Below are 22,849 nucleotides of genomic sequence, written 5' to 3' on the forward strand. Positions count from 1 at the left end.
CGGGGCGCCGTAGGCATAAACGGTCGCGTTAAGTATTTGCCGCTTGCTTGGGCTTGGATGCCCAAAACAAGCTTCCGCAAAAATAGCGACTCCCCGGACGAAAAACGTGTAATGCATTGAGTTAGTTGGTGGGCCTACTTGGACTCGAACCAAGGACCAAGGGATTATGAGTCCCCTGCTCTAACCAACTGAGCTATAGGCCCAATTTGAGATCGCTCTCTTTGGGACGGTTAACTTTGCTATCGATGCTCTGTTGGAGTGAGAAGGACAGATGCATGCTTTTCTGGGCTTTCCAGAAGTTTACCGCCGGCAGAATTATACCTGACAACTCATTAGGAGCAATCATGTGTGAGTGCTTGAATCTTGATGAGTGAGTTTCGCATTGTGCGGATGAAGGCTGTTACTTGCGGCTTTCTCGGACTGTTTTGAGGACCTCGTCGGTTAGGTTGCCAAAAAGAGGTTTCCCGCTTGCGAGCTGGTAAGTGTCGGCACTGCCGCGAAAATTGACTTCAAGAAATATCGGCTCACTCTGCGGGCTGATCGAGAAGTCCCAAGAGACGATGTCGAAGTGGAAGATTTGACTGTGTAGTTCGACGGCAAGTTCGCATAGCTGTGGATAGTTGGGAATAGTGATCTGGTTGGAAAATTCGTAGCCGCTGGTTGGGTGTACGCAGTAGGCCGTCCCTTTCTTATCAAAGGCTGTCTTGTGAGTCTCTCCATTTCGGTCTATACCGCAAAAGATGCCGCCATTGCTGGCATTGTCAAAGATGTTTCCGTCGATGCCAAATCTGAGTATCGAGAGGAGAATGTGGATTTCATCTTGCCAACGGAAGCTGACGATCCTGATGGTGTTGACTGAGCTTGGGTGGGGTTTGGCGATTAGAGGGTGTTGAGTGATCTTTTCCTGGACGATGTAGTTATTACCAAAATGGTTTTCGAGATCTGTGAAAGGGGTGGTTTCCCCGTCGATCTCCAGGCAACCGTTGTGACTCTCTAATAGATGAATGTTGTCACCGTTGTCGGTACGGCTGCCCTTGATGATCTGTGGTTGTGAGGCATCGATGAGCCTTTGATGGGCGGCTGATGAGGTGAGTGGTTGGTTGTCTGCATCGTAGTAGTGACCATGCATACGTTTTATCAGGGTGGCGGGCGACTGTGTGATGCTGAGAAACGAGTCGCTGAGATTTTTATCAAGATAGGTGGGGCGTAGGGTGAGATCATTAAAGAAGGGCATGATCTCCTCCCACCAGTTGTAGCTAGGTACAAAGCGAACGTCTCTGTGTTTGAGTCTCTTGTCGTAGAGTGTGTGCCAGAGGGGGTGGACAGAACGGCCGTAGTGCTTGTGCCAATAGTGGTTGATCTCGGCTGCATACTGTTCGTCGCAGGCTGCGGGGTCGAGTCCATATCTCTCGGCGCCCTCTTGTACGTGTTTACGCTGTTTCCGTCGACGACGCCGATTCTGTTTGTTGAATCTCTGTAGAAGGCGTTTTGCAAAAGAGGGCAGTGTGGTCACGGGTTGTTGTTACCTATTTCCAGTCGAGGGTGGCACGATCTTGCTGTATTTGTGTGGCCTGGCTTGTCTCTTATGCGCATAAAAAAAGCCCGCCGAAGCGAGCTTTCTTAGGTGCCAGGTGTTTGTCTACTCCATCTCGAGGAAGCTGCGTAGTACCTCTGAACGGGTAGGATGACGCAGTTTGCGCAATGCCTTCGCCTCGATCTGACGAATACGCTCACGGGTAACGTCAAACTGCTTGCCAACCTCCTCAAGGGTGTGGTCGGTATTCATATCGATACCGAAACGCATGCGCAGCACCTTAGCCTCACGTGGGGTCAGGCCAGAGAGGATGCCCTGGGTCGCTTCACGCAGCCCCTCGGAGGTGGCGGCATCAGAGGGCGAGAGGATGTTCTGATCCTCAATGAAGTCGCCCAGGTGTGAGTCTTCATCATCACCGATCGGGGTCTCCATTGAGATCGGCTCCTTGGCGATCTTCAGTACCTTGCGGATCTTGTCCTCAGGCATGTCCATGCGCTCGGCCAGCTCCTCAGGGGTCGCCTCGCGGCCCATCTCCTGCAGCATCTGGCGTGATATGCGGTTGAGCTTGTTGATCGTTTCGATCATGTGTACCGGGATACGGATGGTGCGCGCCTGGTCGGCGATAGAGCGGGTGATCGCCTGACGAATCCACCAGGTGGCGTAGGTAGAGAATTTGTAGCCGCGACGATACTCGAACTTGTCGACCGCTTTCATCAGGCCGATGTTGCCCTCCTGGATCAGATCGAGGAACTGCAGGCCGCGGTTGGTGTACTTCTTGGCGATGGAGATAACCAGACGCAGGTTAGCCTCAACCATCTCCTTCTTGGCACGACGCGCCTTCGCCTCACCGATCGACATCTTGCGGTTGATGCTTTTGATCTGAGCGATGGTCATGCCACTCTCAGTCTGAATTGCGATCAGCTTCTTCTGCGCACGCAGGATGTCACTCTTCATCTGGCCAATCATTGAGGAGTGTTTTCGCTTGGCGCGGATCTGTTTCTCGACCCACTCAAGGTTGGTCTCGTTATCGGGGAAGCTGGTGATAAAGTCCTTGCGTGGCATCTTCGCCTTGTCGACGCAGAGGTTCATTATGTGGCGTTCATGGGTGCGGATTCGCTCAATGACATTACGCAGGTTGTGCGACATCTCATCGATAATGCGTGGTATCAGCTTGAGCAGCATGAACTCTTCAGCCATCTGCAGGCGCAGCTTCTCGGTCTTGGGATCCTCGGTGCCGTCCTTCTCTGCTGCCTTCATGGTGCGGTTGTAGAGGCTTTTCAGCTTCTTGTAGCGGGCGCGCGCCTCATCTGGATCGGGGCCGGTATCCTCAACGACTTCATCGTCATCTGAATCATCTTTGTTTGCGCCGCTGTTAACCTGTGCGGGTGTTGGAACCTCGTCGCTCTCGTTGGGATCGACATAGCCGGAGATGATGTCGGTAAGGCGAATGTCTTCGGAAACGAACTTCTCAAACTCACGTAACAGGATCGCGGGTGAGGCGGGGTAGCTGGCCAGTGAATAGAGTGCCTGGTTGAGGCCAGCCTCGATACGCTTGGCGATCTTGATCTCGCCCTCACGGGTCAGCAGCTCAACAGTACCCATTTCACGCATATACATGCGCACAGGGTCGGTGGTGCGACCAGTTTCACTATCGACCGTCGCGGTGAGAACTGCGAGTGCCTCGGCGGTCTCATCTTCGTCTTCACTGCCAGTGCCAGCTGCACTGTCGGTCATAATCAGGGTGTCGGCATCGGGTGCAACCTCATGCACGCGAATGCCCATATCATTAATCATGCTGATGATATCTTCGATCTGCTCAGGCTGAACGATTTCATTCGGCAGGTGGTCATTCACCTCGGCATAGGTGAGGTAACCCTGCTCCTTGCCCTTAGCGATAAGTAGTTTGAGTTGTGATTGCTGATCTTGGCTTGAAAGGTCGACTGACATTTGGCGAATGACTCGAAATTAATTAACGTTAAACAGAACCGCGCACTATAGCATATGGGGCTTATTTTGCCACTTTTAAAGTACTACTTTAGTGCTACTTATGGCGAGCAGCCTTCTCTCTAAATAGTTGTTGAAGCTCATTTTTTTCATCACCACTTAACTCCTGATCACGCTGTTTGTAGAGTAGTGCCTCTCGACGTTGGTCGGCATATTGGCGTTTCAGCCCCTGTAGGGTGTCGAGAAACTCCTGCTCAGCACCCGCTTCCGGCAGGTCGAGTGGTGTGCTGGCCAGCTTATTGAGGTGTCTCCCCTCAGGACGATCGCGCCATCGCTCAAGGATTGCAGCGGTGCTGGAAACGCCGCCACTCTGTACCACGCCGATCAGCTCCTGTAACAGCGGAATGCCCGCCATATCGATCTGCTCCAGTCCGGTTTGATCACCAACCTGGTTGGCAAGTTCCGGGCGCAGCAGCAACAAAGTAATGGCGTGGCGCACCATTGAAGGCGATTGATTGCCACCACGGTCTGCTTTGGGTCTGATTTTTGTTTCGGTGCGGCGCTGAGGGCCACTTCCACTCTCCCCACCAATCATAGACGCCAGCTGTGCGCTGTCTATACCGCTGAGTCGTGCCAGTCGTTCCTGCATCAGGTGGTGGAACACCCCTTTAGGCAGCTTGGCGAGCAGCGGCTTGGCGATCTCGACAAGTCGGGCGCGCCCCTCTACCCGTTTCATGTCGACCTCCTGCAGTAGCTTGTCGTAGAGGTAGTCGGAGAGGTTCAAGGCGTTGCTGATGCGTACCTCAAACGCCTCTTTTCCTTCCTGGCGAATCAGGGTGTCGGGATCCTCACCGTCGGGAAGGAAGAGGAAGCGTGCCTCGCGCCCCTCCTGCATCACCGGCAGGGCGTTCTCCAGTGCACGCCAGGCCGCTTCGCGTCCGGCGCGATCCCCATCGAAGCAGAAGACCACCTCCGGTACCACGCGGTACATCCGTTCCAGATGCTCTTTGGTGGTGGAGGTGCCGAGGGTGGCAACGGCGTAGCGAATATCAAACTGTGCCAGTGCCACTACGTCCATGTATCCCTCAACCACCAGCAGCCGTTCGAGATTTCTCACTGCCTGACGCGCCTCGTAGAGGCCGTAGAGCTCCTGACCCTTGTGGAAGACGGGCGTCTCGGGCGAGTTGAGGTACTTCGGCTTCTCATCGCCAAGGATGCGTCCACCAAAGGCGATGGTGCGTCCGCGTCTATCGCGAATCGGGAACATGATGCGGTCGCGGAAACGGTCGTAGAGACCGCTGCCGTCGTCGCGTTTGATTAGCATGCCACCCTCAAGCAGCAAATTTTTCTGTTCAGCACTGCTACCAAGAGCGTTGATCAGGTTGTCCCAGCCGGGTGCGGCATAACCGATGCCAAAATCACGTGCCACCTCGCCACTTAGGCCGCGCTGTTTGAGATAGCTAACGGCGCGCTCTGACTGTTGATGTTCGCGTAGTTGGTGCTGAAAATGTTCACTGCACTGCAACATCAGATCGTAGAGTGGTTGATGGCTGCGGGTCGGCTGGTTATCGCCTGCCTCGCGCGGCACCTCGAGTCCGATCTGCGATGCTAGAGTCTCGATCGCATCGACGAACTCCATATGTTCATAGTCCATCAAAAAGCCGATGGCGGTGCCGTGTGCGCCACAGCCGAAACAGTGGTAGAACTGCTTTTCTGGGCTGACGGTAAAGGAGGGTGTCTTCTCGTTGTGGAAGGGACAGCAGGCAGTGAAATCGCGGCCCGCCTTCTTCAGCGGCACACGTGTGTCGATCACATCGACTATATCGACACGATTAACCAGTTCATCAATGAAGTGTTGTGGGATCAGGCCTGCCATGGTCTCAAAGAGATGCGCAAGTTTGCGGTCGCTGGCAGATTACCACAGCGTGTGTGTTAGGTGGATTTGGTAAAGCATTGGGGCGGTACCCCGGAATCAGGCGTTTAGACGCGCCTTGATCATGCCGCTGACTGCGCCCATGTCGGCACGACCCTGCATCTGCGGTTTGAGAATGCCCATGACCTTGCCCATGTCTCTGATAGATGCAGCACCGGTCTGCTCGACCGCAGCATTGATCATGTCGTTGATTTCACCATCAGTGAGGGGTTGGGGTAGGAAGGTTTGGATGATCTCGATTTCGGCCGCTTCGATATCGACCAGCTCCTGACGCTTGGCCTTCTGGTACTGGGCAATCGACTCGCGTCGCTGCTTGACCATCTTGTCGAGTACCGCCAGGGTCTGGTTGTCATCGTCATCGTCATCGAGTGAGATACGAGAATCGACCTCAATCTGTTTGATGGCGGCCAGAATCAGGCGGATTGTCGCCAGACGCGACTTATCCCCCGCCCGCATGGCGGTTTTCATCTCCTCAGTAATCTGTAGCTTGAGGGACATAACTTGCGGTACGGGGAGTCGGAGGGATCAGTAGAGGCGAGGACGGCGCAGTGCGTTCTCTTTGAAAGAGCGCTTCATGTGGCGCTTAACAGCAGCAGCCTTCTTGCGCTTACGCTCCTGGGTGGGCTTCTCATAGTACTCGCGGCTGCGGACCTCAGAGAGGATTCCAGCTTTTTCACAGCTGCGCTTGAAGCGACGCATGGCAACTTCAAAGGGCTCGTTTTCTCTTACACGAACGTTTGGCATCGGTTAACACCTAATCCTTAAATATATCGGTTGAATATAAATCATCCGCGCCACCCGGCACGGCGAAAGAGAGCGAATTCTACACATCTTCCCCGCTTATGGCAAAATCACCCTTCTCCGATCAACTAACCGTAGTCCAAAGGCGTGCAAATGATAGTGCTTGGTATCGAAACCTCCTGTGATGAGACGGGTGTGGCGCTCTACTGCTCTGCGCGAGGACTGCTCGGTCATCAGCTCTACAGTCAGGTGGAGATGCACGCCGAGTACGGCGGTGTGGTACCAGAACTCGCTTCACGCGACCATGTGCGCAAGCTGCTGCCGCTACTCGAATCGTTGCTCAGTCAGTGTGAACTCACCCGCGCCGATATTGAGGGTGTCGCCTACACAGCGGGTCCCGGGCTAGTCGGTGCGCTGCTGGTCGGCGCCTCGGTGGGGCGCAGCATCGCCTGGAGTCTCGGTGTGCCGGCGGTGGGAGTGCACCATATGGAGGGGCACCTGCTGGCGCCGATGCTTGAGGCCGAACAGCCCGCCTTCCCGTTTCTGGCGCTACTGGTCTCAGGCGGCCACTCACAGCTGTTTGAGGTGGATGGGGTGGGGCGCTACAAACTGCTCGGTGAAACACTCGACGATGCCGCCGGTGAGGCGTTTGATAAAACCGCCAAGCTGCTTGGGCTCGGCTACCCCGGTGGTCCTGTGCTGGCACAGTGTGCCGAGCGGGGTGACCCGACACGCTTCAGGTTCCCGCGTCCGATGACCGATCGCCCAGGGCTAGACTTCAGTTTTAGTGGCCTCAAGACCTTCGCCCTCAATACCGCACAGAAAAATGGCATCGATACGCAGACCCAGGCCGATATATCACGTTCCTTTCAGGATGCAGTGGTCGATACCTTCGCTATCAAATGCCGTCGCGCCCTGCGCCAAACTGGTATTCCACGCCTGGTGATGGCCGGTGGTGTGAGTGCCAACAAGGCACTACGTGCCCGTCTGGCCGAGCTGGCTGAGGAGGAGGGTGCGCAGATCTTCTATCCGCGCACCGAGTTCTGTACCGATAACGGTGCGATGATCGCCTACGCGGGGTGTCAGCGACTGATGGCTGGTGAGCACGAGCCCGCCGCAATCGGCGCAACGCCACGCTGGCCGATGGATGAGCTGAGCGCGGTTTAGTCCTTCTTGCCGATCTTCGATTCGGTGCCGTTGAGCAGGTTCTGAATGTTGCTGCGATGACGCCAAAATAGGATCGCCGTCATCACGCCACTGGCGATGGTCAGCTCGAGTGAGCCGAGCAGCCAGTAGATGTAGCCGGGTGCCAGCAGGGTGGCGATCAGTGCCGAGAGTGAGGAGATGCGAAACAACTTCGCCATCACCAGCCAGGTGAGAATGGTCAGCCCACCGACCATCCAGTGAATGCCGATCAGCACACCCAGTGCGGTGGCTACACCCTTTCCACCCTTGAACCCAAAGAAGATTGGGTAGAGGTGGCCAAGAAAGGCCGCCAGCGCGGTGAGCGCCAGAACCAGTGCTTCGACACCATATAGATTGGCTGCCAGCACCGGAATCAAACCCTTCAACATGTCTCCTACCAAGGTGATTGCCGCCGCCTTTTTGCCACCGATACGCAGCACATTGGTGGCGCCAGGGTTGTTGGAACCCTCGGTACGTGGATCGGGTAGCCCCATCACCTTGCAGACGATAATGGCGCTGGAGAGTGAGCCGAGCAGGTAGGCGAGCGGGATGAAGAGCTGGTGGAGTTCAATATTCATGGCGGCTATTGGAAACGCTGCGTCGATGTGGGTCAAGCGGTTGGTTATTTAGTAGAGGCTGCTTTACCATCACAGCTGGTTTTGAGGGTCAGACAACAATTTATATGGATACCATCTTCCTGCGCGACCTGCGCATCGACACCGTCATCGGCATCTACGATTGGGAGCGGCGCATCAAGCAGACCGTCAGCTTCGATATTGAGATGGGCGCCGATATACGCCGCGCTGCGGCGAGCGATGACATCAAAGATACGCTCGACTATAAAAGTGTCGCCAAACACCTGATCCAGTTTGTCGGCGAGAGCGAATTCAATCTGGTTGAGACGCTTGCCGAGCGTGTATCGGAGATCGTTCGAGAAGAGTTTGGTGTGCCGTGGGTGCGGGTCACACTGAATAAGGTGGGTGCGGTGCGTGGCGCTGCGGGTGTCGGCATCATCATTGAACGTGGTAGTCGCGACTGAAATGGCGCGCGTCTTTGTCAGTCTCGGTAGCAACATTGAACGAGAGCAGCGTATTCGTGCCGCCGTCAGCGAGATGGCGCGCTGCTTTGGTGAGCTGACCCTCTCCAGGGTCTACGAGAGTGAGGCGGTCGGCTTCGAGGGAGACCTCTTCTACAACTCGGTGGTCGGCTTTGATACCGATATGACGGTAGAGGCGGTGGCTGAGACCCTCGATCGTATTGAGCAGGAGCAGGGTCGACTGCGTGGCTCAAAACGTTTCGCGCCGCGTACCCTCGATCTCGATCTGCTGCTCTATGACGATCTGGTTGTTAATGAGCCGGGCATGCAGCTTCCACGCGGCGAGATCAACGACTACGCATTTGTCCTGCTACCGCTCTCCGAGATCGCCCCCGATCTGCGTCATCCGGTTAGTAAGCAGCGATATGCCGATCTCTGGACCGCCTTTGGCGATCAGGGGCAGCGTCTCTGGCCGGTCGACTTCGAGTTCTCTGGTTGATCTCCCATGTCAGTTCCACCACTCGTTGTCATTGAGTTGTAATATTTCTCTGCTGCAATGGTCAATGTATTAACAGAGTGGCGACAGGCGTGATCAAACATATATTGGTAGTTGAAGATGAGACGGCGATTCGTGAAATGGTTGCCGACACATTGATTCGTAATGGATACGAGTGCAGTGAGGCGGGTGATGCGGAGCAGGCGGTGGCGATGATCGCCGACCGGATGCCCGATCTGGTGCTGCTCGACTGGATGATGCCGGGTATGAGTGGCATCGAGATGTCGCGTCGTCTCAAGCGCGACGATGCAACCCGTGAGTTACCGATCATTCTGCTAACCGCACGTGGCGAGGAGGAGGATAAGGTCAGTGGCCTCGAATCCGGTGCCGATGACTATGTAACCAAACCCTTCTCGACCCGCGAACTGCTGGCACGTATCAAGGCGGTACTGCGCCGTGTCGGTACCCACGAGGATGAGGCGCTGATCGTGGTTGATGGGCTTGAACTCGATCCAGTGGCGCAACGAGTCTCAGTCAATGCGGCTCCGCTCACCCTGGGACCAACCGAATATCGACTGCTGCACTTCTTTATGTCCCACCCCGAGCGTGTCTATAGTCGCAGTCAGCTGCTTGATCGGGTCTGGGGTGGCAACGTCTACATCGAAGAGCGCACCGTCGATGTCCATATCCGTCGTCTGCGTAAGGTGCTCGAGCCCGGTGGTTATGATCGTCTGATTCAGACCGTGCGCGGTTCGGGTTACCGCTTCTCAAATAAGGCCGGTTAACACCATGCGAATTCCCAGCGTTGATCCCCTTATCCGGCCTAAGGTGTAATCTTGGCAAACCGATGGGCGGAGGAGATCTGGCGTCTGGTTGCAGTGATCGTTGTGATGCTGCTGCTGGGGCTGTTGACGGGCGAAACGCTCATGCTGCTACTGCTCACTGTGTCGGGTTATCTGGTCTGGCATCTTCGTCACCTGTATCAGCTTGAGAGGTGGTTTAGGCAGGGTGGAAGCAGTGAACCCCCTGAGGGCGATGGCATCTGGGGCGAGCTGTTTAACGATCTACACCGCATGCGTCAGCGAGATCGTCGCAATCGTCGCAAGATGAAGAAGCTCTTCAAACGCTTTCAGGAGACCACCGCAGCGATGCCCGATGCGATGGTGATCACTGCGGAACAGGGCGAGATTGAGTGGTTCAATGCCGCTGCTAAACGACTACTCGGACTGCACAAACGCGATGCCGGTCAGCGTATCGATAATCTGGTGCGCTACCCTTACTTCACCCACTACATGGCCAGTGGCAACTATAGTGAAACGTTGCAGATGGCCTCTCCAGTCGATGCCAGCAAAACGCTGCGCATTCGTGTGGTTCCCTATGCCAAGAATCAGCGCCTACTGGTGGTTCGTGATGTGACCCGCATCCAGCATCTGGAGCAGATGCGGCGTGATTTTGTTGCCAATATGTCGCATGAGCTGCGTACCCCGCTGACGGTAATAAACGGCTATCTCGAGGCGCTCGAGGATAACGAGGTCTGCATGGCCGAGATGGAGCGGCCGATAAACCGCATGCGCGAGCAGTCATCACGAATGCAGTTAATCGTAAATGACCTGCTATTCCTTTCGCGACTGGAGAATGAGCCTGAGAGTGCCACGCAGCAGGCGGTCGATGTGGCGCAGATGCTCGAGGGTATTAAGGATGAAGCGGAGGCGATGAGCGGTGGCCAGCACACGATTAATCTGCATGCTGATCCGACAGTAACGCTTCAGGGTGATCTGGGTGAGCTGCGTAGCGCCTTTACCAATCTGGTGATCAACGCGGTCAAATACACGCCCGAAGGGGGGAAGATTGAGATTGAATGGTTCGGTGACCATGAGGGGGCGCACTTTGAGATTAAGGATGATGGTGTCGGTATCCCGCGCGAATATATCTCACGTCTGACTGAGCGTTTCTATCGTGTCGACATGGGACGTTCGCGCGATAGTGGTGGTACCGGCCTTGGACTGGCGATCGTTAAACATGTCTTGAACCGCCACGCCGCCGACCTGCATATCGAGAGTACCTTCGGTAAGGGGAGTCGCTTTAACTGTGACTTCCCGCTCGAGCGGATATCTCTCAGTGAGAGCTCATAAGCGATTCTGTAACAAAGCCTTCACGGCGGTTTCATAATTCTGTCATCTTTATTGGTCACTATTCGTCTCAGTAATTAACTGATTAGGAGTAGTGCCTTAATGAATTCTCTCAAGACCCTCAATATCGCTGGTGTCGCGCTCTCAGCTGCGTTGTTTGCCGGTAGCGCCCTGGCTGGTGCCAAGGTCGACTCATCCATCCCTGCATATACCAAGGCAAGCGGTGTCTCAGGCAATCTCTCTAGTGTCGGTTCAGACACCCTGGCCAACCTGATGACCCTGTGGGCCGAGGATTACAAACGTGCCTACCCCAGCGTCAACATCCAGATCCAGGCGGCAGGCTCTTCGACTGCGCCACCTGCACTGACTGAGGGAACCTCAAACCTGGGCCCAATGAGCCGCAAAATGAAGAGCAAGGAGCTCGAGGCATTTGAGAAGAAGCACGGCTACAAGCCGACCCCGATCCGCGTTGCAATTGATGCGCTGGCCGTCTACGTGCACAAGGACAACCCCATCAAGGGTCTGACCATTCCTCAGGTCGATGCGATCTTCTCATTCAACCGCAAGTGCGGTGGCGATACTGATATCGCCAAGTGGGGCGATACCGGCCTTACGGGTGCATGGAAGGGTCGAACTGTTCAGCTCTACGGTCGCAACTCCGTATCGGGCACCTACGGCTACTTCAAGAAGAAGGCGCTCTGTAAGGGTGACTTCAAGAGCACCGTGAACGAGCAGCCCGGTTCAGCCTCAGTGGTTCAGTCTATAACCAGCTCTATCAACGGTATCGGTTACTCAGGTATCGGTTACAAGACCTCGGGTGTGCGTGCCGTGCCTCTGACCAAGAAACCCGGCAAGCCCTTCATTGAAGCTACACCAGAGACGGCGGTAGCCGGAACCTATCCGCTGTCACGTTTTCTCTACGTCTACGTCAACAAACACCCCAACAAGCCGGTTAATCCAATCACCCGTGAGTTCATCAAGCTGGTGCTCTCCAAGCAGGGGCAGCAGGTTGTTGTGAAGGATGGCTACATCCCGTTGCCTGCCAGGGTTGTTGAGCAGGAGCTGGCCAAGCTGAACTAAGTTCTGCGTAGTCAGGATCTAATCACCAGGGATGGTGTTAAAAAGCCCCGCTTTGGCGGGGCTTTTTTGTGCGTGGTCGCCGGATCTCACCGTTGTGGGTGAGATCGTTGTGGAAACTGCAATCAATCGAGAAATAAGACCGTAATAAAGGTGTAACAAAATCGTCATATTGAGCGATTAACATGCCGCCATGTCGAAATCACTCCCACATCAAACAGACATTAACTCGCGCGATAACTGGCGACTGTTTAAGGATCGTCTGGCGCGTAATTTCGTCGGATTTGGCGGTATCAGCGTCATTGTCGCGATTCTGCTAATCGCCTTCTATCTGTTTTATGAAGTGGTGCCACTCTTCTATTCCGCCGAGGTTGAAGAGCCGGTTCACTACACTGTTCCCGGTGCCCACCAAAGTGAGATGCGAACCCTTCATCTAGCGGTTGAAGAGCTGAATGAGCAGGGCGTTCGTTACACCGAGCAGGGAGAGGCGCGCTTTTTCAGTGTGGCAGATGGCAAGGCGGGTAAGGTGGTCGATCTGATCCCCAGTGATCGACGTGTTACCGCCTTTAGTGCTGCCGATGAGGCGACCGGGATGGTCCTCTTTGGTCTCGACGACGGTACGGTGGTGGTGGTCAAACACACCTTCCGCATCACCTTCCCCGAGGGCACGAGAACCATCACGCCAAAGATTGAATTCCCGATGGGTGAGGCACCGATTGAGCTTGCACCGAGTGGTGCTGCGTTGAGCCAGGTTGCGATGCATCTGGAGGAGGAGAGCGCTGCATTTGTCGCCACTACCCAACAAGGAGAGATGCTCTTCAAGCTGCTCGAGGCCGAGGAGTCGATGCTAGATGATGAGCTGAGCTGGAGTGGTGAGAGCAGTGAGATGCCGGCGATTGCCGATCCGGTTGACTATCTGCTGATCGATAAGGATCTGCGTATCGTCTATGCGGCCAGTCGCAAGGGTGAGGTCGGCTTCTACGATGTCAGCGATGCCGAGAGTCCACAGCTACTGCAGCAGACCCATGTAGTACCCGCCGGGGAGCAGATCAGTGCGCTGCGTTTCCTAACCGGCAGCATCTCACTACTGGTTGGCAGCAGTAACGGTGCCATCAGCCAGTGGTTCCCGGTGCGTGATGCACAGAACAACCGCGTGCTTACCCAGATTCGCAGCTTCCAGCTGGGCAGTGCACCGGTTGAGGTGATCGCACCGGAGAGTCGTCGTAAGGGCTTTGCTGCTGCCGATTCAACCGGTCGGGTGGGTATCTTCCACACCACTGCTGAGCGCCGTCTGTTGGTGGCCGAGATCACCGATCAACCGATCAGCCGTCTCGCCTTCTCACCACGTGGTAACGCCTTGATAGCGCAGTCAGGTGAACAACTCCATTTTACGGTGGTGCACAACGAGCACCCCGAGATCTCCTGGTCGTCACTGTGGGGTAAGGTCTGGTACGAGAGCTATGAGGAGCCGAAACATATCTGGCAATCCTCTTCGGCGAGTAACGATTTCGAGCCCAAGTTCAGCCTCACCCCGATCTCCTTCGGTACCCTGAAGGCGGCCTTCTACGCAATGATCTTTGCGGTGCCACTGGCGATCTTCGGTGCCGTCTATACCGCCTATTTTATGGCGCCAGGCATGCGCAAGCTGGTCAAGCCGGGTATTGAGATCATGGAGGCACTGCCGACTGTGATCATCGGCTTCCTCGCTGGTCTGTGGCTGGCCCCTGCGATCGAGGAGAGTCTGGCCAGTATTGCGCTGTTTCTGGTGATGATGCCGTTGGGTATCTTTCTCGCCTCCTACCTCTGGAGTCGACTGCCGGCCGCTATTCGTCAGAGTGTGCCTGAGGGTTGGCAGGCGGCTCTGTTGATGCCGGTGGTGATCTTCTGGGCCTGGCTATCCTTTGTCATCGGTGGCTGGATGGAGGTTGCCCTTTTCGGCGGCAGCATGAGCAGCTGGATCGGCAGTGAGCTGGGTATTCCCTTCGATCAACGTAACTCGGTGGTGGTCGGTCTGGCGATGGGCTTTGCCGTAATCCCGACCATATTCTCGATCGCCGAGGATGCGATCTTCAGCGTGCCCAAACACCTCACCTTCGGTTCACTGGCGCTGGGTGCTACACCGTGGCAGACGATGATTCGCGTTGTTATTCTCACCGCCAGCCCCGGTATCTTCTCGGCGGTAATGATCGGCCTCGGTCGTGCCGTGGGCGAGACGATGATCGTACTGATGGCCACCGGTAATACGCCGGTGATGGACTTCAGTATCTTCCAGGGCATGCGTACCCTCTCGGCCAATATTGCGGTGGAGATGCCCGAATCTGAGGTGCACAGCACCCACTACCGGGTGCTGTTCCTCGCCGCGTTGGTGCTGTTCATGTTCACCTTTGTCTTCAACACGATTGCCGAGCTGGTGCGTCAGCGCCTGCGCCGCAAGTACAGCAACCTGTAAGGGGCCGATGCTATGCACTCAACGGGTTCGCATCTTAAAAACTGGTGGAAGAGCGGTGATCCCTGGGTCTGGATGACCGCTGCGGCGGTGGCCGCCAGCATGATTATGGTCGTCGGTCTGCTAATCCTGATCGCAATTCGAGGTCTGGGCCACTACTGGCCAGCATCAATCCATGAGATGGCTTACCAGGAGTCGGATGGTAAGCAGGTGCGAGTGATCGGTGAGGTCGTCGAGATCGAAAGCGTACTGGCGTCCACCGTGCGTGAGACCGGCTATCCGGTCGACACCTCGATTGAGACAGTTGAGCGCTATCTACTCAAGACTGGTAACCGTGATGTTGATGGTTTCGATTTCCGCTGGTTGGTCAGCTCGGGTGTTAGCAGGGATGAGACACCGGCTGATCTGCTGGCGATGGAGCGTCACGAGTGGGGCAACTACTACGGCTATCTGCGCAGTGTGAAGATCGACGGCAAGGCGGTCGAGGCGGAGGGCGAGGCGCTTTGGACGGTGATGCAGGAGCGCATCGAGCATGCCACGGCACTGCATGAGCAGATCAGGGGGATTGAGAAGCACGATAGTGGTGCGATCAACTATGCGCTGGAGCGTCTGCGCCTGAAGCAGCGAGGGCTGGAGCTGGAGGGTAAGTTGACCGATGAGGCGCTTGCTGAAATGAGCGCGGAACGCGCCAAGCTGGATCAGCGCTACGAGGTGTTAAACGAACAGCTTGGCAAGCTCTATGGGCAGGTTGAGCGCGATAGTCTGGTGCTCGAGGAGCGTGGTGGTCAGCAGATCGAGATGAAGGTCTCGACAGTGGTGCGCGCCTACCGTCCGAACGCGATGTCTCTGCTGCAGAAAATCGGCTTCTACTTTACCAAGCTGTGGGAGTTTGTCAGCGATGAGCCGCGCGAGGCGAACACCGAGGGCGGTATCTTCCCGGCGATCTTCGGCACCGTGATGATGGTGATTCTGATGTCGGTGGTGGTGACCCCGTTTGGTGTCATCGCGGCAGTTTACCTGCGTGAATACGCCAAGCAGGGGCCGATGACTCGTACCATCCGAATCGCAGTGAACAACCTCGCCGGTGTTCCTTCCATCGTCTACGGTGTCTTCGGTCTCGGCTTCTTCGTCTACTTCCTCGGTGGCAACATCGACGATCTCTTCTTCCCCGAGGCGCAGCCCGCCCCGACCTTTGGTACCCCCGGTATTTTCTGGGCAGCACTGACCTTGGCGATCCTCACCCTGCCGGTGGTGATTGTGGCGACCGAGGAGGGGCTGTCACGTATCCCACGCTCGATCCGTGAGGGTTCGCTGGCACTTGGTGCGACCAAGGCGGAGACGTTGTGGCGTACGGTACTGCCGATGGCAAGTCCGGCGATGATGACCGGCCTGATCCTGGCGGTGGCGCGCGCCGCCGGTGAGGTGGCACCACTGATGCTGGTCGGTGTGGTCAAGCTGGCGCCGACCCTGCCACTCGATGGCAACTTCCCCTTCCTGCACCTGGAACGCAAATTTATGCATCTTGGTTTCCACATCTACGATGTTGGTTTCCAGAGTCCCAATGTTGAGGCGGCGCGACCGCTGGTCTACGCCACCTCACTGCTGCTGGTGGTGGTCATCATCGCCCTGAATCTTGCGGCGATCGCGATACGTAACCACCTGCGCGAGAAGTATCGTGCGCTGGAGAATTAGTAATGGAGAGTGGTATGAGTAGGACCCACGCAGTCGATATCGGCAATATCGATCAGGCCGGTGTCGAGAAGATGAGTCTCGAGAATGAAGATATCAGCATCGAGGTTAAAGACCTCAAGCTCTTCTACGGTGAGAACCAGGCGCTGCACGGCATCAATCTGCAGGTTCCTCGCAATCGCGTCACCGCCTTCATCGGCCCCTCGGGCTGTGGTAAGTCGACCCTGCTGCGCAGCTTTAACCGCATGAATGATCTGGTCGACGGCTGTCGGATCGAGGGTGAGATCCTGCTCGACGGAAACGATATCTACGCCAAGTCGGTCGAGGTCTCGAGCCTGCGTCGTCGTGTCGGCATGGTGTTCCAGAAGCCCAACCCCTTCCCCAAGTCGATCTATGAGAACGTCGCCTATGGGCTGCGCCTGATGGGTGAGAAGAATCGCCGCGTGCTCGACGAGACGGTGGAGAAGGCACTCAAGGGTGCGGCGCTGTGGGGCGAGGTGAAGGATCGGCTGCAGGATAACGCGCTTGGCCTCTCTGGCGGTCAGCAGCAGCGTCTGGTCATCGCCCGTGCCATCGCCATCGAACCTGAGGTGCTGCTGCTCGATGAGCCCGCCTCGGCTCTCGATCCGATCTCGACGCTGAAGATTGAGGAGCTGATCTACGAGCTCAAGGATCGTTATACGATCTTGATCGTTACCCACAATATGCAGCAGGCGGCACGTGTCTCTGACTACACGGCCTTTATGTATATGGGGGAGTTGATCGAGTACGGCAGCACCAATACGCTGTTTACCAATCCGGGCAAGAAGAAGACTGAAGACTACATCACGGGTCGTTACGGCTGAGGGAGGGAACGGCAATGGCAAAGAATAGTTCAGGAATGGGTCAACATATCTCGCAGCAGTTTAACGATGAGCTGGAGGATGTGCGTAACCGCGTGCTCAACATGGGCGGTCTGGTCGAGCAGCAGGTTGGTGATGCAATAAAGGCCCTCGATGAGGGCGATACCGGACTCGCTGATCTGGTCATCAAGCGTGATGTGAACGTCAATGCGATGGAGGTGGGGCTTGATGAGGAGTGCAGTACGATCCTTGCCCGCCGTCAGCCTGCGGCATCGGATCTGCGCCTGATCGTGGCGGTGATTAAGACCATCACCGATCTGGAACGTATCGGTGATCAGGCCGAGCGTATTGCCCGCATGTCGATCCAGCTGACCGAGGCCGATAAGAGTCTGACCAAACATGTTGATCTGGTGCATATGGGTACCAAGGTGCGGCAGATGCTACACGAGGCACTCGACTCCTTTGCCCGAATGGATGTTGAGGCCGCCATCGAGGTGGCCAAACAGGATGTGCGTATCGACAAGGAGTATGAGGCGATCACCCGTCAGCTGATTACCTTCATGATGGAAGATCCACGCGATATTACCGTCTCTCTCGATCTGCTCTGGTCGGCACGTGCGCTGGAGCGCGTCGGTGACCACGCCCGCAACATCTGCGAGTACGTGATCTATCTGGTCAAGGGCAAGGATGTGCGCCACATCAGTCTGGAGCAGATGGAGGAGGAGGCGCGTAGCGAGCACTGATCTCTCCGCTTTGTTTGCAGAGTGCGGATCAGTGATGCCCCGGTTTTATGGTGCTATTAAGCGGCCCAGATTCAGTGGAATTAAGAATCGATCCAGATCACTTGCGGCCCGTGACCTCAGGTGTGCAAAACGCTACAGTAGCGGCTCCGTAGAGTTTGAGAATGTAGCTGACCGTGGCAGAGAAAGAGAACGCACACAGCACCGAATCGATGGCTGCCATCGATCTCGGCTCCAACAGTTTCCATATGATCGTCGCCCGCCTCCGCGAGGGTGAACTGGTCGTCATCGACAAACTTCGTGAAATGGTGCGCCTCGCCGAGGGGCTCGACGATCAACGTAATCTTGATCGTGCGGTCGCTGATCGTGCGCTCGCCTGCCTCTCCCGCTTCGGTCAGCGCCTCAAGGATCTCTCCCCCGAACATGTACGCATAGTCGGCACCAACACCCTGCGTAGCGCCCGTGAGAGCGCCGCCTTCCTTGAAGAAGCGAATGGTGTGCTCGGCCACCCGATCGAGATCATCTCCGGTGTTGAGGAGGCACGCCTGATCTACCTCGGTGTCTCTCACAGTATGCCGAGTGATGCCAAGCGGCGTCTGGTGATGGATATCGGCGGTGGTAGTACCGAGCTGATTATCGGTGAGAGTTTTGAACCACTGCATCTCGAGAGTCTCTACATGGGCTGCGTCAGTATGAGCCGCGGCTGGTTCGCCGATGGTCGAATTACCGCACAGCGCATTCTCAATGCCGAGGTGACAGCGATGATGGAGCTCGAACCCCACGTCTCACGTTTCCGCCAGCTCGGCTGGGAGGAAGCGGTGGGTGCCTCCGGTTCGATCAAATCGATTGCCAAGGTAGTGCAGGGTGAAGGGCTGAGCGATGACGGTATTACCCTCAAGGCGCTCGATAAGCTCATCGATATGACTCTCGAGGCGGGTCATATCGATGAGCTGGAACTCTCCGGGCTGGCACCCGAGCGACTACCGGTATTCATGGGTGGGCTGACGATTCTGCGTGCCACCTTCCGCACCCTCGGTATCAAGCGTATGTATCCCTCCTCGGGCGCACTGCGCGAAGGGCTGCTCTACGACATGCAGGGGCGCAGTAGCCACGAGGATGTGCGTGAGCGCACCGTGCAGAATCTGATGCAGCGCTTCGGTGCCGATGTTGAACAGGCGGCACGTGTTGATCTGCTCTCTGAGCAGCTACTCGATAACGTTGCCGCTGCCTGGAAGCTCAAGAACAGCAGTTATCGACAGCTGCTGAGTTGGGCGGCACATCTGCACGAGATCGGACTCGATCTGGCGCATAACCAGTACCATAAACACGGCGCCTACATCCTCGAGCACGCCGATATGCCCGGTTTCTCTCATCAGAACCAGTTGCAGCTCTCGGTGCTGGTACGAGCACACCGGCGCAAAATACCCTCGACCCTGTTCAAACCGTTCCCCACCAAACGGGCCAACAAGCTGACACGGCTGGCGATATTGCTACGCGTGTCGGTACTACTGCACCGAAGTAGAGGCGATCAGAAACTGCCTGAGATCGGTGTGAAAACGGGCGATGAGAACACCTTGATACTCACTTTTCCTGAGGGTTGGCTCGAACGCCATCCACTGACCAGTGCCGATCTCAAACAGGAGTGCAGTTACCTGAAGCAGGTCGGCGCCACGCTCCGTTTCGAATAGTGGTTGTCAGATGATCTGCAGTGGGAAATTCTCCTGCTGTTGGGGTGGATTGAAGACCCGACTGCCATGCTAGGATGCATCGACACAAAAAGGGATTAACACCTTGGCACTACGCTCCATCCTTCTTATTCATCTGCTTACCGCTGGGGTCGTCTGGCTGATCTGGCTCGGTCTCAATGGCGGCCTCGACGCCTTTGCGTTGGTGATGAATAACTGGCAGGTGGCGCTGACCATGGTGTTCGGTTCGTTTATCGCCGGTGCTACCAGCGAGGGTGGTGGGGCGATCGCCTTTCCCGTCTTTACCAAGCTGCTGCAGATCGCACCGATGGATGCCAAGGTCTTCTCGCTGGCGATTCAGAGTGTTGGTATGACGGCCGCCTCGGTGGTGATCATCGCCATGGGGGTACGGGTCGATTGGCGCGTGATCCGCTGGGCCGGACTGGGCGGTGTGCCCGGTATTCTGCTCGGTGCAGGCTGGCTGGCACCCGATCTCTCACCGCCTGTGCTGAAGATGAGTTTTACCTTCCTGGTCAGCAGCTTTGCCATCACCCTCTTCATGTTTAACCGAGGTATTCGCCTGACCCATCTCTCTTTGCCGCAGACCGGACAGAATGAGCAGTGGATTATCGCGCTGGCCGGTTTCATCGGCGGGGTGATGTCGGGACTGGTGGGTAACGGTATCGATATCATCACCTTCTCGGTGATGGTGCTGCTGTTCCACATGAGTGAGAAGGTAGCCACTCCCACCTCGGTAATCCTGATGGCCTTTAACTCGATGGTTGGTTTTCTCTTCCATCTCGGTTTTACCGATGCCTTCACGCCTCAGGTGCAGTCGTGGTGGCTGGCGGCAATTCCGGTGGTAGTCATTGGCGCACCGCTCGGTGCCATCGTCTGTAGTCGGCTCGACCGTCATGCCATTGCACGGTTTCTGATCTTTCTGATCGCCATCGAACTCGTTACATCGCTCTGGCTGATACCGCTTAGCCGTGATGTTTTATGGGTCAGCCTCTCGGTCGGCGGTGGGTTCGCCTTGCTCTATTTGATGATGTATCGTGAAAAACGCTATCGGCCGGAAGAGTCGTAGCACGAGAATTCTACGTATTCAAAACACTGTTTTTCCAGTATAGATGGGGATGATCGATATGAATGAACGCATCGACGACATAACAATAGTGGGCGGCGGTGCTGCCGGGTGGTTGATGGCGCTCTCGCTGGTGACGATGCTCAACAAGGGTGAGTCGAAGGTGAAGGTGACGCTGATCGAGTCGCCCAATATTCCGACCATCGGAGTCGGTGAGGGAACGGTGACCGGCTTCCCGCGTCTGCTGCGCCAGCTCGGTATCAAGGAGCGCGACTTCCTGCGCCGCTCCGATGCAACCTACAAGTGTGCTGGAAAGTTTGTCGGCTGGAGTGTCGATAAACAGGGCAATGATCGCAGCTTCTACAACCCGTTTAACAATGGCGGTTACATTAACGGTTTTGAGAGCAGCTACTACTATCACAAATTTGGCCCGCACGGTGATGCCAAGAGCTACGTCGATAACGTGCTACCCACCCAGATGATGGTAGAGAACGCGCTGGGTCCGAAGGAGATCGGCCAGGGCGACTACGACAGTGTCATGCCCTACACCTACCATCTGCATGCCCACGCCTTCTCCAAACAGATGGCGCACATCGCGCAGAAGCGTGGCGTGGTCCATATCCTTGACGATTTTGTCGATGCCGATCTCGATGAGAAGGGGTGGATCACTGCGCTCAATCTCAAAGAGAAGGGAAAGGTGCCGGTCAAGCTGGTGATCGACTGCACCGGCTTCAAGGGGCTGATCCTGCAGCAGATCATGAAGGAGCCCTACCAGGAGTTTGGCAACCATCTGCTCTGCGATCGGGCAATTCCGGTCCCCCATCCGCATCGCGATATCGAAAAGATGCGACCCTGCACCACCGCCACGGCAAAGAGTGCCGGCTGGATCTTCGACGTGCCGATCTATAGCCGTATGGGTAGCGGCTATGTCTACTCAAGCCAGTTCAAGTCTGAGGATGAGGCGCTACATGAGCTGTTGACCCATATTAATGATCCTGAGCTGAAGGATGTCACGCCGCAGGTGATCAAGATGAAGGTCGGGCGGGTGCGCAACACCTGGGTGAAGAACTGTATCGCCACCGGTCTAGCGGCCGGATTTGTCGAACCGCTGGAGGCCTCGGCGATCTACACCATCGAGATGACAGCGCGCATGCTGATCACCTACTTCCCGGAGAAGGGTATTACCGATCCGATCATCAACCGTTTCAACCAGGTGATGAATCGTATGTATGACGAGATCCTCAACTTCATCGTCATGACCTACTACACCTCTAACCGCCCCGAACCGTTCTGGCAGGCGGCGCGCAACGATATCGATATCCCACCGCTGCTGCAGGAGAATCTGGAACTGTGGAAGGAGTTTATGCCCTCAGCCCACGATGTGGAGGGCAAGTTCCTCTTCGACCATTGGGACTACATCTCGCTGCTCAATGGGCAGGGCTATTTTGAGGGGGTGCAGTTCCCGACCGAGAAGTACCTGGCCAAGCCCGACTGGGTGAAGTACTCGCAGAAGATGGCCGAGACCAAGCGTCAACTGCGCCGACACCTCCCCTCACACTACGAGCTGCTCAAGCATATGCATGGCGGTTAATTATTATTTCAAGGATGAAGTATGTTCAAAATCGGTGAAACGTATATCCGTCGCACGCTGACCGCCATGGATAGCGAAGCGAAGGCGGTTAGTCCGCGATAGTCGACGCCGTCTGCCTATTCGTAGTTGAGAGCGGGAGCGAACGACGAAGAATTCCGCAAAAATAGCGACTCCCCGAGTGATATTCACGGTATCTATAAGGGGCAACAGTATGGTGGAATCTCCACGCCCGCTGAATTTCCATATGTCTTTATTTTTACCAGTGAAGCAGGTGAAGCATACGGTTATAACGATGGTTATGGAGCAGATGACACCTTTTGGTATACCGGAGAAGGCCAAGAGGGTGATATGAGGATGTCTAATGGCAATCGCGCTATTAGAGAACATAAAAATACTAACAAGCGTGTCTTGCTATTCGAGTCTGTAGAGTCTGGAGCCGTGCGCTATGTAGGGAATTGTGAATACATTACCCATCACATTGAAGAACGACCAGATAAAAATGGTGATTTGCGTAATGCAATTATCTTTCATCTTGATGTTGAGTCGTTTTCGAATGTCGAAATTCAAGAGCCCACAGAGGGCTATGATAGTGAACAGAAACCGACGCTGACCGCCATGGATAGCGAAGCGAAGGCGGTTAGTCCGCGATAGTCGACGCCGTCTGCCTATTCGTAGTTGAGAGCGGGAGCGAACGACG

General features: G+C 55.8%; 20 protein-coding genes and 1 tRNA gene. 14 read left to right on the plus strand and 7 right to left on the minus strand.

Going from position 1 to position 22,849, the window contains the following annotated elements; all coding sequences use genetic code 11:
• Window positions 1-126 precede the first annotated feature (126 nt).
• From BOW52_RS10500 to rpsU, 6 genes are all read right to left on the minus strand, one after another.
• A tRNA-Ile gene (locus tag BOW52_RS10500) sits at window positions 127-203 on the minus strand.
• 197 nt (window positions 204-400) lie between these two features.
• Complete coding sequence (locus BOW52_RS10505; protein ID WP_078484038.1) at window positions 401-1,513, minus strand: sugar-transfer associated ATP-grasp domain-containing protein; 1,113 nt, start codon at window positions 1,511-1,513, stop codon at window positions 401-403.
• Between the two features lie 126 nt (window positions 1,514-1,639).
• Entirely contained in the window at window positions 1,640-3,481 is a 1,842-nt protein-coding gene (gene rpoD / locus BOW52_RS10510; protein ID WP_078484039.1) for an RNA polymerase sigma factor RpoD, read from the minus strand.
• 94 nt (window positions 3,482-3,575) lie between these two features.
• Window positions 3,576-5,354, minus strand: coding sequence for a DNA primase (gene dnaG / locus BOW52_RS10515; protein ID WP_078484040.1), 1,779 nt, complete (start codon window positions 5,352-5,354; stop codon window positions 3,576-3,578).
• Window positions 5,355-5,450: 96 nt separating this feature from the next.
• Window positions 5,451-5,909 (minus strand): GatB/YqeY domain-containing protein, encoded by a 459-nt coding sequence (locus BOW52_RS10520; protein WP_078484041.1) that lies wholly within the window; start codon window positions 5,907-5,909, stop codon window positions 5,451-5,453.
• A gap of 27 nt (window positions 5,910-5,936) precedes the next feature.
• On the minus strand, window positions 5,937-6,155 hold the full coding sequence (gene rpsU / locus BOW52_RS10525) for a 30S ribosomal protein S21 (RefSeq protein ID WP_078484042.1): 219 nt from the start codon (window positions 6,153-6,155) through the stop codon (window positions 5,937-5,939).
• A 150-nt stretch (window positions 6,156-6,305) separates the two neighbouring features.
• Between rpsU and tsaD the strand changes: the two genes are divergently transcribed.
• Window positions 6,306-7,319 (plus strand): tRNA (adenosine(37)-N6)-threonylcarbamoyltransferase complex transferase subunit TsaD, encoded by a 1,014-nt coding sequence (tsaD, locus tag BOW52_RS10530; protein WP_078484043.1) that lies wholly within the window; start codon window positions 6,306-6,308, stop codon window positions 7,317-7,319.
• On the opposite strand, the gene plsY is transcribed toward tsaD, so the two are convergent.
• Window positions 7,316-7,915: a glycerol-3-phosphate 1-O-acyltransferase PlsY gene (gene plsY / locus BOW52_RS10535; RefSeq protein WP_078484044.1), complete on the minus strand. Its 600-nt coding sequence runs from the start codon at window positions 7,913-7,915 to the stop codon at window positions 7,316-7,318. The genes tsaD and plsY overlap by 4 nt on opposite strands.
• A gap of 104 nt (window positions 7,916-8,019) precedes the next feature.
• On the opposite strand from plsY, the gene folB reads away from it, so the two are divergent.
• The 13 genes from folB (at window position 8,020) to BOW52_RS10600 (ending at window position 22,803) form a co-directional block, all read left to right on the plus strand.
• Window positions 8,020-8,376: a dihydroneopterin aldolase gene (gene folB, locus BOW52_RS10540; RefSeq protein WP_078484045.1), complete on the plus strand. Its 357-nt coding sequence runs from the start codon at window positions 8,020-8,022 to the stop codon at window positions 8,374-8,376.
• Between the two features lies 1 nt (window position 8,377).
• Window positions 8,378-8,872: a 2-amino-4-hydroxy-6-hydroxymethyldihydropteridine diphosphokinase gene (gene folK / locus BOW52_RS10545; RefSeq protein WP_078484046.1), complete on the plus strand. Its 495-nt coding sequence runs from the start codon at window positions 8,378-8,380 to the stop codon at window positions 8,870-8,872.
• A gap of 89 nt (window positions 8,873-8,961) precedes the next feature.
• Window positions 8,962-9,654, plus strand: coding sequence for a phosphate regulon transcriptional regulator PhoB (gene phoB / locus BOW52_RS10550; RefSeq protein WP_078484047.1), 693 nt, complete (start codon window positions 8,962-8,964; stop codon window positions 9,652-9,654).
• Window positions 9,655-9,705: 51 nt separating this feature from the next.
• Complete coding sequence (phoR, locus tag BOW52_RS10555; protein WP_135622274.1) at window positions 9,706-11,001, plus strand: phosphate regulon sensor histidine kinase PhoR; 1,296 nt, start codon at window positions 9,706-9,708, stop codon at window positions 10,999-11,001.
• A 99-nt stretch (window positions 11,002-11,100) separates the two neighbouring features.
• The gene (locus tag BOW52_RS10560) at window positions 11,101-12,078 is read left to right on the plus strand and encodes a PstS family phosphate ABC transporter substrate-binding protein (RefSeq protein ID WP_078484048.1); all 978 of its coding nucleotides are present in this window, start codon (window positions 11,101-11,103) and stop codon (window positions 12,076-12,078) included.
• Window positions 12,079-12,268: 190 nt separating this feature from the next.
• On the plus strand, window positions 12,269-14,524 hold the full coding sequence (locus tag BOW52_RS10565) for an ABC transporter permease subunit (RefSeq protein WP_236725705.1): 2,256 nt from the start codon (window positions 12,269-12,271) through the stop codon (window positions 14,522-14,524).
• A gap of 12 nt (window positions 14,525-14,536) precedes the next feature.
• Window positions 14,537-16,213: a phosphate ABC transporter permease PstA gene (pstA, locus tag BOW52_RS10570; protein ID WP_078484049.1), complete on the plus strand. Its 1,677-nt coding sequence runs from the start codon at window positions 14,537-14,539 to the stop codon at window positions 16,211-16,213.
• A gap of 14 nt (window positions 16,214-16,227) precedes the next feature.
• Window positions 16,228-17,055 carry a phosphate ABC transporter ATP-binding protein PstB gene (pstB, locus tag BOW52_RS10575; RefSeq protein WP_172840305.1) on the plus strand — a complete coding sequence of 276 codons (828 nt, stop codon included), beginning with the start codon at window positions 16,228-16,230 and terminating at the stop codon, window positions 17,053-17,055.
• 14 nt (window positions 17,056-17,069) lie between these two features.
• Window positions 17,070-17,795 (plus strand): phosphate signaling complex protein PhoU, encoded by a 726-nt coding sequence (gene phoU / locus BOW52_RS10580; RefSeq protein WP_078484051.1) that lies wholly within the window; start codon window positions 17,070-17,072, stop codon window positions 17,793-17,795.
• Window positions 17,796-17,968: 173 nt separating this feature from the next.
• Window positions 17,969-19,480, plus strand: coding sequence for an exopolyphosphatase (gene ppx / locus BOW52_RS10585; protein ID WP_320416253.1), 1,512 nt, complete (start codon window positions 17,969-17,971; stop codon window positions 19,478-19,480).
• A 103-nt stretch (window positions 19,481-19,583) separates the two neighbouring features.
• A complete protein-coding gene (locus BOW52_RS10590) occupies window positions 19,584-20,564 on the plus strand; it encodes a sulfite exporter TauE/SafE family protein (protein WP_236725706.1) in 981 nt (326 codons plus the stop codon).
• A gap of 58 nt (window positions 20,565-20,622) precedes the next feature.
• Entirely contained in the window at window positions 20,623-22,152 is a 1,530-nt protein-coding gene (locus BOW52_RS10595; protein WP_172840306.1) for a tryptophan halogenase family protein, read from the plus strand.
• Window positions 22,153-22,278: 126 nt separating this feature from the next.
• A complete protein-coding gene (locus BOW52_RS10600) occupies window positions 22,279-22,803 on the plus strand; it encodes a hypothetical protein (RefSeq protein WP_078484053.1) in 525 nt (174 codons plus the stop codon).
• Window positions 22,804-22,849 lie beyond the last annotated feature (46 nt).

The sequence above is a fragment of the Solemya pervernicosa gill symbiont genome (genome assembly GCF_002020875.1).
In the GTDB taxonomy this organism is placed as follows: domain Bacteria; phylum Pseudomonadota; class Gammaproteobacteria.

Excerpts from the sequence above, each read along its gene's own strand:
- rpoD (WP_078484039.1), bottom strand. The coding sequence starts at position 3,481 with ATGTCAGTCGACCTTTCAAGCCAAGATCAGCAATCACAACTCAAACTA.
- dnaG (WP_078484040.1), bottom strand. The coding sequence starts at position 5,354 with ATGGCAGGCCTGATCCCACAACACTTCATTGATGAACTGGTTAATCGT.
- BOW52_RS10520 (WP_078484041.1), bottom strand. The coding sequence starts at position 5,909 with ATGTCCCTCAAGCTACAGATTACTGAGGAGATGAAAACCGCCATGCGG.
- rpsU (WP_078484042.1), bottom strand. The coding sequence starts at position 6,155 with ATGCCAAACGTTCGTGTAAGAGAAAACGAGCCCTTTGAAGTTGCCATG.
- tsaD (WP_078484043.1), top strand. The coding sequence starts at position 6,306 with ATGATAGTGCTTGGTATCGAAACCTCCTGTGATGAGACGGGTGTGGCG.
- plsY (WP_078484044.1), bottom strand. The coding sequence starts at position 7,915 with ATGAATATTGAACTCCACCAGCTCTTCATCCCGCTCGCCTACCTGCTC.
- folB (WP_078484045.1), top strand. The coding sequence starts at position 8,020 with ATGGATACCATCTTCCTGCGCGACCTGCGCATCGACACCGTCATCGGC.
- folK (WP_078484046.1), top strand. The coding sequence starts at position 8,378 with ATGGCGCGCGTCTTTGTCAGTCTCGGTAGCAACATTGAACGAGAGCAG.
- BOW52_RS10560 (WP_078484048.1), top strand. The coding sequence starts at position 11,101 with ATGAATTCTCTCAAGACCCTCAATATCGCTGGTGTCGCGCTCTCAGCT.
- BOW52_RS10565 (WP_236725705.1), top strand. The coding sequence starts at position 12,269 with ATGTCGAAATCACTCCCACATCAAACAGACATTAACTCGCGCGATAAC.
- pstA (WP_078484049.1), top strand. The coding sequence starts at position 14,537 with ATGCACTCAACGGGTTCGCATCTTAAAAACTGGTGGAAGAGCGGTGAT.
- pstB (WP_172840305.1), top strand. The coding sequence starts at position 16,228 with ATGAGTAGGACCCACGCAGTCGATATCGGCAATATCGATCAGGCCGGT.
- phoU (WP_078484051.1), top strand. The coding sequence starts at position 17,070 with ATGGCAAAGAATAGTTCAGGAATGGGTCAACATATCTCGCAGCAGTTT.
- BOW52_RS10595 (WP_172840306.1), top strand. The coding sequence starts at position 20,623 with ATGAATGAACGCATCGACGACATAACAATAGTGGGCGGCGGTGCTGCC.